The 17,355-nt window shown below is 62.1% G+C and carries 18 protein-coding genes; 13 read left to right on the forward strand and 5 right to left on the reverse strand.

Annotated features, from left to right (window positions below; all coding sequences use genetic code 11):
* Window positions 1–176 precede the first annotated feature (176 nt).
* The 3 genes from YH63_RS12305 to YH63_RS12315 all read left to right on the forward strand — a co-directional run bounded on the left by YH63_RS12305 (window position 177) and on the right by YH63_RS12315 (window position 3,563).
* On the forward strand, window positions 177–1,379 hold the full coding sequence (locus YH63_RS12305; protein ID WP_137325308.1) for a L,D-transpeptidase: 1,203 nt from the start codon (window positions 177–179) through the stop codon (window positions 1,377–1,379).
* A gap of 263 nt (window positions 1,380–1,642) precedes the next feature.
* Complete coding sequence (locus YH63_RS12310) at window positions 1,643–2,419, forward strand: outer membrane protein (RefSeq protein ID WP_046827352.1); 777 nt, start codon at window positions 1,643–1,645, stop codon at window positions 2,417–2,419.
* A 313-nt stretch (window positions 2,420–2,732) separates the two neighbouring features.
* Complete coding sequence (locus tag YH63_RS12315) at window positions 2,733–3,563, forward strand: outer membrane protein (RefSeq protein ID WP_046827351.1); 831 nt, start codon at window positions 2,733–2,735, stop codon at window positions 3,561–3,563.
* 262 nt (window positions 3,564–3,825) lie between these two features.
* Here YH63_RS12315 and YH63_RS12320 read toward each other — a convergent pair whose 3' ends face one another.
* From YH63_RS12320 to YH63_RS12330, 3 genes are all read right to left on the reverse strand, one after another.
* Window positions 3,826–4,779 carry a D-2-hydroxyacid dehydrogenase family protein gene (locus tag YH63_RS12320; protein ID WP_046827350.1) on the reverse strand — a complete coding sequence of 318 codons (954 nt, stop codon included), beginning with the start codon at window positions 4,777–4,779 and terminating at the stop codon, window positions 3,826–3,828.
* 273 nt (window positions 4,780–5,052) lie between these two features.
* Complete coding sequence (gdhA, locus tag YH63_RS12325) at window positions 5,053–6,396, reverse strand: NADP-specific glutamate dehydrogenase (RefSeq protein WP_046827349.1); 1,344 nt, start codon at window positions 6,394–6,396, stop codon at window positions 5,053–5,055.
* A gap of 259 nt (window positions 6,397–6,655) precedes the next feature.
* Window positions 6,656–6,865, reverse strand: a complete 210-nt coding sequence (locus YH63_RS12330; RefSeq protein ID WP_046827348.1) for a hypothetical protein — start codon at window positions 6,863–6,865, stop codon at window positions 6,656–6,658.
* 337 nt (window positions 6,866–7,202) lie between these two features.
* Between YH63_RS12330 and ettA the strand changes: the two genes are divergently transcribed.
* The 6 genes from ettA to tam all read left to right on the forward strand — a co-directional run bounded on the left by ettA (window position 7,203) and on the right by tam (window position 11,945).
* Window positions 7,203–8,852, forward strand: coding sequence for an energy-dependent translational throttle protein EttA (gene ettA / locus YH63_RS12335; protein WP_046827347.1), 1,650 nt, complete (start codon window positions 7,203–7,205; stop codon window positions 8,850–8,852).
* Window positions 8,849–9,286 (forward strand): MarR family transcriptional regulator, encoded by a 438-nt coding sequence (locus YH63_RS12340; RefSeq protein ID WP_046827346.1) that lies wholly within the window; start codon window positions 8,849–8,851, stop codon window positions 9,284–9,286. Before ettA ends, YH63_RS12340 begins: the two co-directional genes overlap by 4 nt.
* An 8-nt stretch (window positions 9,287–9,294) precedes the next feature.
* Complete coding sequence (locus YH63_RS12345; RefSeq protein WP_046827345.1) at window positions 9,295–9,831, forward strand: MarR family transcriptional regulator; 537 nt, start codon at window positions 9,295–9,297, stop codon at window positions 9,829–9,831.
* Window positions 9,832–9,952: 121 nt separating this feature from the next.
* The gene (locus YH63_RS12350) at window positions 9,953–10,480 is read left to right on the forward strand and encodes a MarR family winged helix-turn-helix transcriptional regulator (RefSeq protein ID WP_137325187.1); all 528 of its coding nucleotides are present in this window, start codon (window positions 9,953–9,955) and stop codon (window positions 10,478–10,480) included.
* A 154-nt stretch (window positions 10,481–10,634) separates the two neighbouring features.
* Window positions 10,635–11,030, forward strand: coding sequence for a hypothetical protein (locus YH63_RS12355; protein ID WP_046829557.1), 396 nt, complete (start codon window positions 10,635–10,637; stop codon window positions 11,028–11,030).
* A 144-nt stretch (window positions 11,031–11,174) separates the two neighbouring features.
* Window positions 11,175–11,945, forward strand: a complete 771-nt coding sequence (gene tam, locus YH63_RS12360) for a trans-aconitate 2-methyltransferase (protein WP_046827344.1) — start codon at window positions 11,175–11,177, stop codon at window positions 11,943–11,945.
* A gap of 32 nt (window positions 11,946–11,977) precedes the next feature.
* Here tam and YH63_RS12365 read toward each other — a convergent pair whose 3' ends face one another.
* Window positions 11,978–12,907 carry a GlxA family transcriptional regulator gene (locus YH63_RS12365; RefSeq protein ID WP_046827343.1) on the reverse strand — a complete coding sequence of 310 codons (930 nt, stop codon included), beginning with the start codon at window positions 12,905–12,907 and terminating at the stop codon, window positions 11,978–11,980.
* A 106-nt stretch (window positions 12,908–13,013) separates the two neighbouring features.
* Here YH63_RS12365 and YH63_RS12370 point away from each other — a divergent pair, with 106 nt between their 5' ends.
* The 4 genes from YH63_RS12370 (at window position 13,014) to YH63_RS12385 (ending at window position 16,889) form a co-directional block, all read left to right on the forward strand.
* Window positions 13,014–14,021 (forward strand): NADP-dependent oxidoreductase, encoded by a 1,008-nt coding sequence (locus YH63_RS12370; protein ID WP_137325188.1) that lies wholly within the window; start codon window positions 13,014–13,016, stop codon window positions 14,019–14,021.
* A 90-nt stretch (window positions 14,022–14,111) separates the two neighbouring features.
* Complete coding sequence (locus tag YH63_RS12375; protein WP_170978688.1) at window positions 14,112–14,816, forward strand: HD domain-containing protein; 705 nt, start codon at window positions 14,112–14,114, stop codon at window positions 14,814–14,816.
* Window positions 14,817–14,995: 179 nt separating this feature from the next.
* Window positions 14,996–15,583, forward strand: a complete 588-nt coding sequence (locus YH63_RS12380) for a TIGR00645 family protein (RefSeq protein WP_046827341.1) — start codon at window positions 14,996–14,998, stop codon at window positions 15,581–15,583.
* 67 nt (window positions 15,584–15,650) lie between these two features.
* The gene (locus tag YH63_RS12385) at window positions 15,651–16,889 is read left to right on the forward strand and encodes a lytic murein transglycosylase (RefSeq protein ID WP_046827340.1); all 1,239 of its coding nucleotides are present in this window, start codon (window positions 15,651–15,653) and stop codon (window positions 16,887–16,889) included.
* A gap of 165 nt (window positions 16,890–17,054) precedes the next feature.
* On the opposite strand, the gene YH63_RS12390 is transcribed toward YH63_RS12385, so the two are convergent.
* Window positions 17,055–17,345, reverse strand: a complete 291-nt coding sequence (locus YH63_RS12390) for a hypothetical protein (RefSeq protein ID WP_046827339.1) — start codon at window positions 17,343–17,345, stop codon at window positions 17,055–17,057.
* Window positions 17,346–17,355: the final 10 nt, after the last annotated feature.

The raw sequence follows: 17,355 nt of genomic DNA on the forward strand, positions 1-17,355 counted from the left end.
TCGGCCGGAGCGGGATGTGCCGTGACATTGCGCGGAACCTGTTGCCCGCTTGCAATCTCGCGAAAAAGTCAGCCATTCCAAGGCGTTTTTTCGATTATTGTCTTGAATGCGCCGCTATCCTGCGCGAACTGCCGTTAACGGTACGGTGGCGGGTTCGCGCTATAGTAAGGGGCATGATGTTCAATCGGCTTTCCAAATCTTTCACAACGGCTTTTGCGGTTTCCGCGGTAGCCGGTCTGGCGGGTGCGTCCGTCGCTCTGGCGCAATCCTATCCGCCGCCGCCGGGCTATTCGCAGCCGGTTCAGCCCGCGCCCTACGGCGCGCCGGGCGGCTATCGGGATGATCGCGGGGTTCCGGATTTCGACCGGCTTGACGGCGATGACCGCGGCACCGCGCTGTCGCCTCCGGGCTATCAGCAGCAGCCGAATTACCAGCAGTCCGCTCCGCAGCAGCAAAGCTATCAGCAGCCGGGACTGGACCCGCGCGGCCCGGTGATGTCGCCGGACGATCCGCGTTATGGCCGGCCGAATGTTTATTCGGCGCCGGCGCCAGCCTCTTCCGATCGCGGCCCCGCGCCGATCTACACCGAACGCGGCCCGCCGCAGGGCGCCGATTTTGCCGACCGTCCGCGTCCGCCGGGCGCAGTCGATAGCGGCCCGACCGGCGCGGTCCAGCAGGGCAATGTCGGTCCGAACGGACAGCCGTTGGTTCTGTCGGCGCTGCCGCCGGAAGAACAGCCCGAGACCGGCCCGCGCAAGGAATTGCCGCCGAACCTGCGCAAGCAGGAAGTGAACTATCCGACCAAGGAGCCTGCCGGCACCATCATCGTCGATACGCCGAACACGCATCTCTATTACATCCTCGGCAACGGCCGCGCGATCCGCTACGGCGTCCGCGTCGGACGTGACGGCTTCACCTGGACCGGCGTGCAGAAGATCACCCGCAAGGCGGAATGGCCGGATTGGCATCCGCCGACGGAAATGATCGAGCGCCAGCCTTACCTGCCGCGCTTCATGGCCGGCGGCGACGGCAATCCGATGGGCGCGCGCGCGATGTATCTCGGTTCGACCATTTATCGCATCCACGGCACCAACCAGCCGTCCACCATCGGCCAGTTCGTCTCGTCCGGCTGCATCGGCATGCTGAACGAGGACGTCACCGATCTGTTCGAGCGCACCAAGGTGGGCGCGCGCGTGGTGGTACTGCCGGGCGGCAAGCCGCCTGCGCCTCCGGTCACGGCGGCTGCACAGCCGGCGCCTCGACAGCCGGGACAATCCATGGCGGGGCAGTCGATGGCGGGTAACCCCGCGCCGATCGGCGTGCCCAATCAGGGCCCGGCGGTGGTGCCGCCGCTGCCCGCGCCGGTCACGATCCGGTAAATCAGATTTCAGATTGAATGCATCAAGCCCGGCCTTCACGCCGGGCTTTTTGCTGGCCGGAGTTCACCCAAGCTGCGTCGCGAGAATCAAGGCGCTCGTCCTTTTCGCTACCGGAACGAGTAAATTCGGTGCGTGACACGTGGGAAGTTCCCGAGTGTTGCAGTCAGGGTACAGCCTTACCTTGGCCGTTGTGGTGATATTCGGGGCAGCGGAGGGATTTGCTCTCCTTATACGAATTCAATTCATTTTTTTCGGGAATCCATATGCGCAAAGTTCTTCCGGGAATTGCAGCGTTCGCTTTCGCCGCAGGTTCGGCCTCAGCCGCAGACATCGCGGCCCGGCCGTACACCAAGGCGCCTCCGATTGCGCAGGTCTACAACTGGACCGGCTTCTATATCGGCGGCAACGCCGGTTACGGCTGGAGCCAGGTAAAGCATGAGGACCTGGTGCCGGGCTTCGGCGGCTTCTGGACCTCCGGTACGGTGAGTCCTCTCGGTCCGACCCAGACCATCAAGCCCGAGGGCGCCGTGTATGGCGGCCAGATCGGCTATAACTGGCAGAGCGCGAACTGGGTGTTCGGTCTCGAAGGCCAGTTCAACGGCGCCGACCTCAAGCGCACCGACACCAGCATCTTTTTCACGGTCACCGACCGGCTGAGTGCAAAGATCGACTCGTTCGCGACTGTCACCGGCCGCGTCGGCTATGCCTTCAACAACTGGCTGCCGTACATCAAGGGCGGTTATGCCGGCGCCAACCTGAAGACCACGAACTTCGACATTTTCGGCACCCACCTCGACAACAGCGCTTGGCGCAGCGGTTATGTAGTGGGTGCGGGCCTTGAATACGGCTTCGCCGGCAACTGGAGCGTCGGTGTCGAATACAACTACCTGGACTTCGGCAGCAAATCGTTCACGGGGCGCAATCTGACAGCGATCGGCGGGACGTTCGGCGCCGAGAACTTCAGCGACAATCTGCGCATCTCGACCATCACGGGCCGGATCAACTACAGATTCGGTGGCCCGGTAGTCGCTAGGTACTGATCGCTTTATCTCTTCATTTTTTTATCTCTCCATTCTTCAAACTTAAGCCCGGCCATAGCAGTCTGCCTTGTGCAGACTGCGCAAGTTTGTTTGCGCAGTCGTGCTTTTTACTGGCGGCAACTTCAAACTAAAAAGCGGACCATTCGTCTTTTCGCTACCAGTGCGGGCAAACCTGCACCCTGACACGCGGGAAGTTCCCGAGTGTGACAATCAGGGTACAGCAATACCTTGGCGAATATGGTGCTATCCGGGGCAGCGGAAGGGAAATTTTGCCCTTCTCATTAAGAACTCAATTTATTTTTTCGGAGATCATATGCGCAAAGTTCTTCTCACCATCATTGCGTCTGTTCTTGCCGCAGGCTCGGCCTCGGCCGCAGACATCGCGGCGCGGCCTTACACCAAGGCGCCTCCGATGGTTCAGGTCTATGATTGGACCGGGTTCTACATCGGCGGAGACGTTGGCGGCGTATCGCAGCGCGACTCGGGCACTTCGAACTTCTTTCAGTCCGCCGGCCTCACAAACCCACTGGCGATGTCATCTTCATCCAGTTCATTCATCGGCGGCGGCCATATCGGTTACAACTGGCAGTTCGCGCCGACCTGGGTGCTCGGTATCGAGGCCGACGCTCAGTGGCTGAACGCCAAGAACAGTTTCTGCCGTGGACTGGATTCCAACCTCCTGGGTTGCGCCGACACCGGCCGCGGATTTGGAACGATCGAAAGCGAGACCAAGTGGCTCGCTACGGTTCGCGGACGGCTTGGATATACATTCGACCGCTTCATGGTCTACGGCACCGGCGGCGTCGCGTTCGGAGAAGTGGACACCAATGTCGGCTTCAACTGTTTGGTCGCGGGCTGTGCCGCCAGTGCCAACGTCATCGCGACGTCTGGCTCTGCAAACGACACCCGCACCGGATGGGTTGCCGGTGCCGGCATTGAATGGATGTTTGCGAACAACTGGATGGTGCGGGCTGAATATCTGCATGTCGATCTGGGCACTGCCACGGGCACCGTGTTTCTTCCAGCGTTCAACTGCTCACCCGGCGGGCCTTGCGGCATGTCGTATTCGCGTGACCTGACCTATGAGATGGGCCGCGTTGGCTTGAGCTACAAGTTTGGCGGACCGGTTCTCGCCAAGTACTGAAATTCAAGTACTGAAATTCAAGTACTGAAATTCAAGTACTGAAATTCAAGTACTGAAATTCAAGTACTGACGTTCGATACTCCTCCGGTAAACTTCAAAGCCCGGCCTCGCGCCGGGCTTTTTGTTTGCGCGGTCGTCAATACGAGCGATGATTTGAGAGGCCGTCATTGCGAGGAGCGTAGCGACGAAGCAATCCAGTTCGTACTGTCTAAGGCTGGATTGCTTCGCTTCGCTCGCAATGACGAGAAGGGTGGCGCTAGCCTTACCCCACCAGCCGCACGGGCGCGCCGCTGAGCCACGCGGCGATGTTCTCGACCATGTCGCCGTAGTAGCGGCGGTAGTTGTTTTCGGTGACGTAGCCGAGATGCGGCGTCAGCACGACGTTGTCGAGCTTGCGTAGCGGATGATCGACCGGCAGCGGCTCCTGCGAGAACGTGTCGAGGCCCGCGCCCGCGATCTTCTTGCGCTGAAGCACATCGAGCAGTGCGGCTTCATCAACGATAGGACCGCGCGCGGCGTTGACGAGATAGCTCGTCGGCTTCATCCGTTCGAGGTCCTCGCGCGTGATCAGCCCGCGCGTCCGCTTGCTGAGAATCAGGTGGATGGAAATGATATCGGCGGTGGCGAACAGGTCGTCCTTGCTGGCGTAGCTCACGCCCGCGGCGGCGCAGACCTCCGGCGTCAGGTTCTGGCTCCAGGCGATCACGTTCATGCCGAGTGCCTTCGCAATCGTCGCCACTTTCGTGCCGAGCTTGCCGAGGCCGACGACGCCGAGCGTCATGCCTTCGACATCCTGTCCCATGGTGGTCTGCCACGGCTCGCCCGCATGCATGCGCGCGTTCTCGAAACCAATTTTGCGGGTCAGTTCCAGCATCAGACCGATGGTCAGGCCCGCGGTGGCGTTGCCGACGCCGCCGGTGCCGCACACCGTGATGCCGCGCTCCTTCGCGGTTTCCAGATCGAACGCGGCATTGCGCGTGCCCGATGTCAGAAGCAGCTTGAGGTTAGGCAGCGCGGTCAGCACTTCGCGGCTGAAAGGCGTGCGCTCGCGCATGGCGCAGACGATCTCGAAATCCTGCAAGGCGCGGACGGCTTCGTCTGAAGAGGCGAACGGCTTGTCGAATACGGTGATGTCGATCCGGTCCTTGAGCGGCGACCAGTCCGCGAATGTCAGTGCGACGTTCTGATAGTCGTCGAGAATTGCGACGCGATGCATTCTGACCTCATCATGGCAGGGTATTCAGGGGTACATGCTGGCCCGGGCGAGGGTCCGGTGCAAGACAGAAGCGCGCCGATTGCTCTTTTCACCTCTCCCGTGGGGAGAGGTCGACGCGCGAAGCGCGGCGGGTGAGGGCGTAGAATCTCTCGATAGATTTAGATCCCCTCACCCCAACCCTCTCCCCACAGGGGAGAGGGCGCGCATTGTGCTTGGAGAACGAAAAAGCGCCCCGGCTTTCGCCGGGACGCTTTGCAGCACGATGCGCGTTCGTCAGACGATGCCCAGCGCGCGCATGGATTCGGCGACGCGGATGAAGCCCGCCACGTTGGCGCCCAGCACGTAGTTGCCCGGCGAGCCGTAGGTGTCGGCCATCTCGGCGCAGCGGTCGTGGATGCCGTGCATGATGGTGGCCAGACGCGCTTCGGTCGCCTCGAACGTCCAGGAATCCCGCGAGGCGTTCTGCTGCATCTCCAGCGCGCTGGTGGCGACGCCGCCGGCGTTGGCGGCCTTGCCCGGTGCAAACAGAATGCCGGCGTCGAGGAACGTGCGGACGGCCTCCGGCGTGGAGGGCATGTTGGCGCCTTCGCCGACCGCGATCACGCCGTTCTTCACCAGCGTGCGCGCGTCCTGGCCGTTGAGCTCGTTCTGGGTCGCCGACGGCATCGCCACGTCCGCAGGCACGTCCCAGATGCGCCCTTCGGGAACGAAGGTCGCGCCGTTGCCGCGCGCCTTGGCGTAATCGGACACGCGGCCGCGCTTGATTTCCTTGATCTCCTTGAGAAGATCGAGATCGATGCCGGCCTGGTCGACGACGTAACCGTCGGAATCCGAGCACGCGATCACGCGGCCGCCGAGTTCGGAGACCTTCTCCATGGTGTAGATGGAGACGTTGCCGGCGCCGGACGCGATCACCTTCTTGCCGTCGAAGCTCTGGCCGCGCGTGCGCAGCATGCGCTCGACGAAATAGACCGCGCCGTAGCCGGTGGCTTCGGTGCGCACCTGCGAGCCGCCCCATGTGAGGCCCTTGCCGGTGAGCACGCCGGATTCGTAGCGGTTGGTGATGCGCTTGTACTGGCCGAACATGTAGCCGATTTCGCGCTGACCGACGCCGATGTCGCCGGCCGGCACGTCGGTATATTCACCGAGATGGCGATAGAGTTCGGTCACGAACGACTGGCAGAACCGCATGATCTCGCCGGCGGTGCGGCCCTTCGGATCGAAGTCCGAGCCGCCCTTGCCGCCGCCGATCGGCATGCCGGTCAGTGCGTTCTTGAACGTCTGCTCGAAGCCGAGAAACTTGATGGTGCCGAGATAGACGGTCGGATGAAAACGGATGCCGCCCTTGAACGGGCCGAGCGCCGAATTGAACTGGACGCGGAAGCCGCGGTTGATCTGGACCTGACCCTTATCATCGACCCATGGCACGCGGAAAATGATCTGCCGCTCGGGTTCGCAGATGCGCTCGATCAGCGCGTCCTCTGCGTAGTGCGGGTGTTTGGCGACGACGGCTCCGAGGCTGTCGAGCACTTCACGCACGGCCTGGTGGAATTCTTCTTCGCCTGGATTGCGGCGTAGTACATCAGCGAAAATCGGCTGAAGCTTTTCATCGAGCATTTAATCTTACACCTATGGTTTTTAGGTACGACAACGCGCAACCGCAGGCGAAGAGGGGTCTCCTCTTCGCCTGCGGTTGAAAAGCTGTCGCTTGCGCCCGGCGCGCGCTGATGTCCTACGAACCATGCGGGGCAGCGTCAATCTATGCGCTGCGCGAGGATTCAGTCCCTCTCGCGGCATAGCTCGCGATGCGCGGAACTTCGCTGTCAGTGATCAAAATGAGCAAAATTGTCGCAGTTTTGCGATCGAACGGCGTTCGTCAGACGCCGTGCCGCTTCTGCTTGCTGGCGCAGGCCGGACCCGGGCCGCGCATGTAATGCTGTTCCGGGTGGTAGGGGTGGAAGGCGGCCTTGATGAAGGTGCGCCAGAAATCGCTGATCTCCGCGAGCATACGCCGGGGGGAATGGGCCGGGAGCGGGGCGGGCATATCCGCGATGCGGGTTGTGATCGGTGTGCTGTGCGTCGTCATGGCTTCTGCTCGACGATCTGTAGTGCTGATTCTTGACGCCTGAATATCTGTCGCGGCGCGCCGGTCCGCGGTTCGAAAATGCAGCTTGGACGGATTCGATTAAAAAGCCGTTTTCACCCCGGCAACGGTCTGGCGGTGCGGGAAAATCCGCTCGTTAGGCTTTCCAAATTGCTACCTTTGGGAGGCTCGTTTTTGGCTGGGAGCGGGCCGGACGCAAAACCGGTTTCCACTTTTGCTGGCCCGCTCCGTGGTTGCCCTTTGCGGTTCCCGCAGTTACATCAACGGCAGCAAATTTCCCGCGTATTCCCGCTCAAATCTGACGGTTCCAAGGATCACGATGGCTCGCCAGTTCGTCTACTTCATGCAGGGTCTGACCAAGGCCTACCCGACCCGCAAGGTGCTCGATAACGTCCATCTCTCGTTCTATCCGGACGCCAAGATCGGCGTGCTCGGCGTCAACGGCTCGGGCAAGTCGACGCTGTTGCGGATCATGGCCGGTCTCGACAAGGACTATAACGGCGAGGCCTGGGTCGCCGAGGGCGCGCGCGTCGGGTACCTCGAACAGGAGCCGCAGCTCGACCCGGCATTGACCGTGCGCGAGAACGTGATGCTCGGCGTCGCCAAGCAGAAGGCGATCCTCGATCGCTACAACGAACTGGCGATGAACTATTCCGAAGAGACCGCCGACGAGATGACCAAATTGCAGGACGAGATCGAGGCCGCGGGCCTGTGGGATCTCGACAGCAAGGTCGATCAGGCGATGGACGCGCTGCGCTGTCCGCCGGACGATGCCGACATCTCCAAACTGTCAGGCGGCGAAAAGCGCCGCGTGGCGCTGTGCAAATTGCTGCTCGATCAGCCGGACCTGCTGCTGCTGGACGAACCGACCAACCATCTCGACGCGGAATCCGTGTCATGGCTCGAAGGCCACCTGCGCAACTATCCCGGCGCGATCCTGATCGTGACCCATGACCGCTACTTCCTCGACAACGTGACGAGCTGGATTCTCGAACTCGACCGCGGCAAGGGCATCCCTTACGAGGGCAACTACTCGTCGTGGCTGGTGCAGAAGCAGAAGCGTCTCGCGCAGGAAGGCCGCGAAGACGTCGCGCACCAGAAAACGCTGGAACGCGAGCAGGAATGGATCGCATCCTCGCCGAAAGCACGTCAGGCCAAATCCAAGGCGCGTTACCAGCGCTACGAGGACCTGCTCAAGCAGGCCAGCGAGAAGCAGACCCAGACCGCGCAGATCACCATTCCTGTCGCCGAGCGCCTCGGCCAGAACGTGGTGGACTTCGAAGGTCTCTCGAAGGGCTTCAACGATCGCCTGCTGATCGACGACCTGACCTTCAAGCTGCCGCCGGGCGGCATCGTCGGCGTCATCGGCGCCAACGGCGCGGGCAAGACCACGCTGTTCAAGATGATCACCAAGCAGGAGACGCCGGACGCGGGCACCATCACGGTGGGCGAGTCCGTGCATCTCGGCTACGTCGACCAGTCGCGCGACGCGCTCGACGGCAAGAAGACCGTGTGGGAGGAAATCTCCGGCGGCAACGACCAGATCCTGCTCGGCAAGCGCGAAGTGAATTCGCGCGGCTATTGCTCGTCGTTCAACTTCAAGGGCGCTGACCAGCAGAAGAAGGTCGGCGCACTCTCGGGCGGCGAACGCAACCGCGTCCACCTCGCCAAGATGCTGAAGTCCGGCGCCAACGTCCTGCTGCTGGATGAGCCGACCAACGATCTCGACGTCGATACGCTGCGGGCGCTGGAAGAGGCGCTGGAGGATTTCGCCGGCTGCGCCGTCATCATCAGCCATGACCGCTGGTTCCTCGACCGCATCGCGACCCACATGCTCGCGTTCGAAGGCGACAGCCATGTCGAATGGTTCGAAGGCAACTTCCAGGATTACGAGAAGGACAAGATGCGCCGTCTCGGCCAGGACTCGGTGATCCCGCATCGCGTGAAGTACAAGAAGCTGACGCGGTGATTGCTCCACTGGTCAGCGATCTCGATGAACAGGAGCGGGCGCTCCTGGCCATGGACGTCGCCTGGGTCCAGTGGCGCTCGGCGTTCCGGCAGAAGCTTGTCGCCGGCGGCGACCGGCCGGTGCGGAGCATTTTCGAAGCCGACATGATCTTCGCCATTGTCGCGCACCACGCGCTGAAGGGGCGGCCGGTCACGCTCAAGGAGCTCGCGACCTACTTCGGATCGATCGCCACCGAGGCGACCATCTCCCGCCATATCGAAGACATGGTGACGAACGGTCTGGTCGAGCGCCGCCTCGACGCGAACGACCGCCGCCGTATGTTCCTGATCCCGACGCGGCGGCTCGAAGGCATCGGTCATCAGTTCGAGCAGGCGCGGCTGCGCATCATGCGCGAGCACGGCTTTGTCTGGAATGGCGGCAAGAGCGCGGAGTAAGCGATCTCATGGCGGGCGACGACAAGACACTGACGGCCGGGGAAATCAGCGCGTCCGCGCCGGTCACTTTCAATCTCGACGAATGCACGATGGATGCGCAGGAGCGCGCCGTGCTCGCCATCGATATCGCCTACGTTCAGTGGCGCGCGGACTTCCGCCGCACGGTAGTCGCCTCCGGCGTGCTCAACAGGCCATGGCGCAGCGTGTTCGAGGCCGACATGATGTTCAGCATCGTCGCGCATCGCTGGCTCGCCGGGCGCGCGATCACGCACAAGGAGCTTGCGACCTATTTCGAATTGTTCGCGACCGAAGCGACCGTCTCACGCCATCTCGATGACATGGAAGAAAGCGGCATGATCGTGCGTCAGACCGATCCGGACGACCGCCGCCGCATCTTCCTGCTGCCGACACGGCGGCTGGAAACCATTGGTCACGGATATGCGCAAGCGCGAATCCGCATCATGCGCGAGTATGGTTTTGTGTGGACTGGCGATGCCGCGGCCAACGGGACGAGGGCAGCCGATTCGGCAAAGAAGCCGGGGTGATCGTCGCGTGAGGGCAGGCAACGCGTCAGAAGGTAGCAATGGCGATGCGTTGCAATCATTGGTGCGGGAACCGAATCCGGCTACGGCTGTCGGCAGGAAGAATCAGCAGGCCAGGTAACGCATGACGTCGGGGCCCAAGAAACTGTTACCCGAGACAATCGGGGCGGCATCACCAGCGTCCTTGATCGAATGTCCCGACAGCATTCTCGAGGCGCCGGAACGGGCCGTTCTGGCCTTCGATATGGCGTGGGTGCAGTGGCGATCGGATTTCCGGCGCACCATTGCCGCCTCCGGCATCCTGCGTCGTCCGTGGCGCAGTGTTTTTGAGGCCGACATGATGTTCAGCATCGTTTCGCATCAGTGGCTAATCGGACGGCCGATCACGCTCAAAGAACTCGCGACCTATTTCGAGCAGTTTGCCACGGCGGCAACGGTCTCGCGTCATATCGACGATATGGAGGACGCCGGCATGCTGGCGCGTGCCGTGGACGCCAATGACCGGCGGCGCTTTTTCCTGATGCCGACGGAGCGGCTCGAAGTCATCGGCCGCGCGTTCCTGCAGGCGCGAGTCCGCACCCTGCGCGATCACGGTTTTGTGTGGGCGGGCGACGCCGCGATCGACCCGAAAACTGCAATCGATCCTGCGTGATCCCCGCATGCGGTGCCGCTATAGGCGTCGGCCGAGAGAGTGGATCACCATTCTCCGCCACCGGGATTGAAGCGACCATCTGTTGTACACGTGGCGCGCAAGCGCACCTTTTCGGTGCGTGATCCCGGTGGCCTTTCAGCCATCGGAGAAGATCATGATTGTTCGTTTCATAGCGTTCGCACTCACGCTCCTGCTGCTGACGCCCGGTTCGGTGCTGTCAGTGACTGCCGATGATGTGAGCGAGCAGGCGCAGGGGAAGGGTGCGCGGGCGAAGGCGCCTGCCGAGCGCAAGGCACAGGGAGCGGGCCAGCGGCAGCAACAGCAAACGCAAGAGCAGCAGGCGATGCAGCGCGCCAAGCGCTGCCAGGATGCGATCAACGACGCGCAGAACACGGCGGTGGGAACGTCCGTGCTGTCGAGCGCCGTCGGGTTCCTGCCGTTCGGCGGCACCGCGTCCGGCGTGGCAAGTGCCGCGGCAGGCATGGGTGCCACGGTCGGCGGCGAAATCGCGCGCCAGAAGGCTGCGGCTGCGGTTCAGGGAAATTGCTGAGACATCATTGATACGGCTCGTGAAATCTGGCCATCGCTGATCGGTTGACGTAGAAGGAGCATCCGATACAGATCTGGCGCGTATTCTTTCCGCAAAACCGGTATCCATTTTTGCGGAATACGCGCGGGGCGTTGGAGCTTCACGATGTCCGACTGGGATGCGCAGCAGTACCTGAAATTCGAGGACGAGCGGACGCGCGGCGCGCGCGATCTGCTGGCGCAGATTCCGATCCAGGATGCGCGGGGCGTGGTTGACATCGGCTGCGGCCCCGGCAACTCCACCGAACTGCTGGCCAGACGCTGGCCGCAGGCGAAGATCACCGGGATCGATACCTCGGCGGACATGCTGCGTCAGGCGCGCGAGCGGCTGCCGCAGCACACCTTCATCGAAGCGAATATTTCGCACTGGTCGCCGCCCGCCGGAACCGACGTGCTGTTCGCCAATGCGATCTTCCAGTGGGTGCCCAAACATCTCAAGCAATTGATGCGGCTTCTGATGGCGCTGCCGGACGGCGGCGCGCTCGCGGTGCAGATGCCCGACAACATGGACGAGCCTTCGCATGTTCTGATGCGCGAGGTCGCGCGCCTGCCGCAGTTCCACATCCAACTCGCGCACGCATTGGAAGCGAGGGACGGTCTGCCGAAGCCCGGCGTCTATTACGATGCGCTGCAGCCGCTGTGCAGCCGCATCGACATCTGGCACACGGTCTACAATCACGTGCTGGACGATGCGCCCGCCATCGTCGAATGGGTGAAGGGTACAGGGCTGCGTCCGTTCCTCGATCCGCTCGAACTTCCCGAGCGCAAGGAATTCCTCGAGGCCTACAGGGCGCGTATCGCTGCCAGCTACCCGCCACAGGCCGATGGCAAGGTGCTGCTGCGTTTCCCGCGGATTTTCATGGTTGTGATCCGCTGACGAGCTGCTGCTGTTCTCAGCGGTCGCATAAATCAGCCAGGTCGAAATGACCCCGGGGATCGGTTGGTTTCCCGGCGCAGCAGTTTGCGAAGGGTCGACGGCTCCACGTAGCCAACTTGCCGCGCGATTTCGTCCACCGGCTGGCGTGTCGTTTCGAGCAGCGTTTTCGCTGTCTCGATCCGGATGCGCTGCACGAAGCGCACAGGCGACAGGCCGCAAGTGACGGCGAGCCGCCGCGCAAACGTTCGCGGCGTCATCGCGACAGCGGCGGCAACGTCGTTGACGCCAAAGTCGTCGGCAATGTGTTTTCTGATCCAGCTTTCGGCCTTCGCGATTTTGGCGTCTTGGCCGGCCAGATGTGCGACCGAGATAAACGGCGTCTGCGATTGCCGCTCATCCAGCAGCAGATAGCGCGCGCAATCGTCCGACAGCTTCTGTTTCCCGAACTTCGATACGATCGCCAGCATGAGATCCATCTGCGCCATTGCAGCGCCTGCGGTGGCAACCGGCCAATCCGCCACCACGACTTTCTCGCTGGCGAGTTCGACATTCGGATAGCGGTGCCGGAAGCTGCCGGCCAGATACCACGGCGTGGTGGCGCGGCGGTTGTTGAGGATTCCGGTTTCCGCCAGCAGGAAGGTGCTGGCGCAGGATGCCGCGATTGCCGTCCCCGACTGAAAAGCACGGTGCAGGATTTCTCCGGCCCGGCGACAAGCTGGACTGTCGATCTTTTTCAAGAGCTGCCGTTCCGATGAAATTCCCAGCCCCGGCACGATGATGAGATCTGTGTCGTCGGCGACGGCATTCTGTGTGCGGGCGCTACAGCGAATCCGCGAGATATTGAAAAGCGGCTTTCGTTTCGCTGCGAAGGCGAGGTTATTGGCGGTGTTCAGAACGTCGCCGGTGATGGCGATGCTCGACGGAAGGCTTGTGTCGAATTCAAGAACGACGATTTCGATCATGTCAAATTCGAACCGTTTATTGTCATTTTAGACACTACCAAATCCAGCCAATCCGCGCAATCTGACGCCATGGCGACGCATAGGTGCGCTGCGAGGAAGTATCAAGATGTCCAGAACCGAACTGAACCGGCAGCTACATCTGGTTCGACGCCCGGCGGAGAAAATAACCCCGCTCGATTTCCGACTTGTCGAAGCGCCTGTTGTGAATCCGGGCGAAGGCCAGATTCTCGTGCGTCAAAAATGGCTGTCGATCGACCCTTATCTGCGCGAGCGGATGAACGATGCAAAATCATATCTCCCGCCGCAGCCACTTGATGAAGTGATGGCGGGCGGCGGAGCCGGCGAGGTCGTGCAATCGAAGCATCCGGAGATTGCCGTCGGAGATCAGGTGATCGGTCTTGGCGGCTGGCAGCTCTTCGCGACGATGAATGGAGCGGCTGTGGCGCGCGCGGACACGGCGCAGGCTCCGCTTGCTGCGTTCCTCGGCGCGGCAGGCATGCCGGGCATCACGGCATGGTATGGCCTGCGCAAGATCATCGCGCCCAAGGGGGGAGAGACGATCGTGGTCTCGGCTGCAAGCGGTTCGGTCGGAGGCGTTGCGGGACAGTTGGCCAAACTGAGCGGCTGCCGCGTCGTCGGCATTGCGGGCGGCGACATTAAATGCCGTTACGTCGTGGACGAGCTTGGCTTCGATGCGTGCGTGGATCACCGGGCCGGGGATTTCGATGCGCAACTCGCTGCGGCGACGCCGGCGGGGATCGACGGATGCTTCGAGAATGTCGGCGGTGTGGTGCTCGATGCGGTGATGCGCCGGTTGAACCCGTTTGCGCGGGTCGCCGTCTCGGGATTGATTTCCGGCGGCTACGATGGACAGCCGGTACCGATCGCGGATGCCAACATGTTTTCGACAGCGCGCGTCAGGATGGAAGGCTTCATTGTCTCCGATCATCGCGAGTTGTGGCCGGAGGCGCGCGCCGAGCTTGCTGGTCTCATTGCATCGAAGCGGCTGAAGTACCGCGAGAGCATCGCAACAGGTCTCGAAAGCGCGCCGGGCGCATTGATCGATGTGCTTGAAGGCCGCAATTTTGGCAAGCAACTCGTCGAGCTTCCGTGACCGCGCCTGCGATTTAAGGCGATGTCGAATTCAGACTGTTTGCCATTTCAGACTCAACCAAATTCTTGGCCACCGACGGGATAAATGACCATGACAAAACCTCTTCAGCGTTGCACATGCGGACGGCACGGATTTCTGCAAGCTCTTGGTTTCAAGGGAAATGGTTTCTTTGGCTTCGGGGCGTCACGCGTCGTCGCTGCGCCTGGAGCCGACGAGTTGCGATTACCTGATACGGCCGCGTGCAAGGCCGCCGAAGCCTATCTTGGAGCGTTGTCGTCTTCGGCGATGGTGGGACACTGCAAGCGGACGTTTCTGTTCGGCCGCGCGCTCGCCGACAAGGCGGGAGCCAGGCCGGACCTTGAAGCGCTTTATGTGGGTAGCCTGTTTCACGATCTGGGCCTTGAGCCGATTTTTGAGGGGCCGGACGATTTCGAGGTGATCGGCGCGCGCGAGGCGTCACGGTTCCTGAAGGCCAAGGGGTATCCGGTCCTCGCCGACACCGTGGCTGCGGCCATTGAAATTCACACCTCGCGGGCCACGGCAGAAGATCCGCGTCCCGAAGTGGCCTATCTCAACATGGGTGCAACCGTTGATGTGCTGGGCTTGCGGATCGACCAGATCGACAGGAAGCTGATCCAGCAGATTGTCGAGGAATATCCCCGCGATGGCACCAAGACGATGCTGACCGCTCTTCTCAAGCGTGAGATCGACACCAAGCCGAACTCCAATTTCAGTCAGATCGCGGCCCGCGTCGATGTGCTGAAATTGATCAATGATGCGCCCTTCGCCCACTAGTTCCGTCCCTTCGACGGACCCGAGAGGCGGGGCCGGGCGGCTCGCCCACAAATCTGACGTGAAGATGTCGGGCCGGAAAAATCACTGCGGTGAAACGCCGCTACAGCGCGGCTCGACAGAATCGGACATTCTCCCTAGCTGAATACCGTCCGATGACCGTCAGCCGGAGCTGTTCCCAAATGTCCCTTACGCCTGAAACACCCCTGCCGTCGCGCGGCGATATTTCGCTGCGCCCGATCCCGATGCTGATCTTCGGATCGCGCTGGTTACAGCTTCCGCTGTATGTCGGACTGATCGTTGCCCAGGGCGTTTACGTCATTCTCTTTCTGAAAGAGCTCTTGCATCTCATCACCCACTCGTTCGATTTTTCCGAGCAGCAGATCATGCTGGTGGTGCTCGGGCTGATCGACGTGGTGATGATCTCGAACCTTCTGGTGATGGTGATCGTCGGCGGCTACGAGACCTTCGTGTCGCGGCTCCATCTGAAGGGGCATCCCGACGAGCCGGAATGGCTCAGCCACGTCAACGCCAGCGTGCTGAAGATCAAGCTCGCGATGGCGATCATCGGCATCTCGTCGATCCACCTGCTGCGCACCTTCATCGAGGCCGGCAACCTCGGCGTCGCGGGCCGCACCACGAACTACACCGAGGCCGGCGTGATGTGGCAGACCATCATCCACGGCATGTTTATCGTGTCGGCGATCGGCATCGCCTATGTCGATCGGCTTTCGAACGGGCCGGTGCTCGCGCCACACGGCAAGCATTGATGCCGTAGCGGGAAAGGCAATGTCATTGCGAGCGGAGCGAAGCAATCCAGTTTTGGAGACCATCCGGATGAACCGCTGGATTGCTTCGTCGCAAGTGCTCCTCGCAATGACGTTCATGTTGCTGGCAAGCGCGCCAGCCCTCGCCGCCGATACTGCGTTCACGCAGTTCGTCGCCTCGCTGTGGCCTGAAGCGCAGCAGGCGGGCGTTTCGCGGGCGGTCTTCGATCGCGAAACCAGCGCGCTGGAGCCGGACTACAAGCTGCCGGATCTGCTGTTGCCCGGGCGTCCATCGACCGGCGCGCCGTCGCAGGCGGAGTTCGTGCAGGTGCCGGCGGACTATGTGAAGGAGGCGAGCATCGCGCGGCTCGCGTCGCACGGGCAGCGGTTGTCGATCCAGCATCGCGATACGCTGCGCGCCATCGAGCAGCGCTTCGGCGTGCCGGGCAACATCATCCTGGCGATCTGGGGCCGCGAGACCGACTACGGCCGCCATGCGCTGCCCTATGATGGATTGCGCGTGCTGGCGACGCAGGCCTATGTCGGCCGCCGCAAGGATCAGTATCGCGGCGAATTCATCGAGGCGCTGAAGCTGATCCAGAACGGCGACGTGACGCGCAAGAACCTGCGCACCTCATGGGGCGGCGCGACAGGCCTGACGCAGTTCCTGCCCTCGGAGCTTCACAAGCACGGCGTCGATTTCGACGGCGATGGCCACATCAACATCTGGACCTCGGTGCCGGATGCGCTGGCGTCGGCCGCGCAGCAATTGAAGAACAAGGGCTGGCAGCCGGGCGTGCGCTGGGCCTATGAGGTGCGCGCACCACGCATCGCCGATTGTACGCAAGGCGTGCCGGAAGTGACCAAGCCGATCTCGCAATGGCTGCGCGAAGGCTACGTGCCGGTGCGCGGCGAGCAACTCAGCGCCGCCGAGCAGGCGGAGAGCGCGTCGCTATTGCAGCCGGAAGGCACCTACGGCCCGTCGTTCCTGACCACGAAGAATTACTTCGTCATCAAGGAATACAATTTCTCCGATCTCTATGTGCTGTTCGTCGGCCATCTCGCCGACCGCATATTGAACGGCCAGCCGTTCGCGACGCCATGGTCCGCCTCGAGCCAGATGCGCAGCGCCGATGTGGAAGAGATGCAGAAGCATCTCACGCGGCTGGGGCTTTATAGTTCGAAGCTGGACGGCAAGGCGGGGATGCAGACCCGCGCGGCGCTCGGGGCCTATCAGAAGAAGGCGGGACTGAAAGTCGATTGCTGGCCAAGCACCGAGGTGCTGCGCGCGATGAGCGCGGGACGATAATTCGTCATTGCGAGCGAAGCGAAGCAATCCAGAGCGCTGGAAAGAAGTGGATTGCTTCGTCGCAAGCGCTCCTCGCAATGACGGAAGTATCCAAAAACAAAAACCCGGCCGCGAGGCCGGGTTTTGAAACTCATGTCTCACGACGTAATCGTGAGAATGTTCAGATCAATCGCAAACCTGAACGCGGCGGACGCGCCAGCCGTAGCCGTCCCAGAAGCGCTCGCGCACCAGGCGGCAGGCGGGCTCTTCAACGTAAACCGGGCCGGGAGCATAGCCGTAGCCATATGCCGGGCGGCTGCTGTTGGCGATGGCGCCGCCGATGATCGCGCCGCCCAGAAGGCCAAGGCCCACGCCGGCAGCCACACGGCCGCCGTCAGCCTTGGCTGCGGGCATCGCGGTTGCGAGCGAACCAGCGATCGTTGCGACCGCGAGGAACGCCGAAAGAACCTTCTTCATGTTGTCTCTC

The sequence above is a fragment of the Afipia massiliensis genome, assembly GCF_001006325.2.
Taxonomy (GTDB): Bacteria; Pseudomonadota; Alphaproteobacteria; order Rhizobiales; family Xanthobacteraceae; genus Afipia; species Afipia massiliensis_A.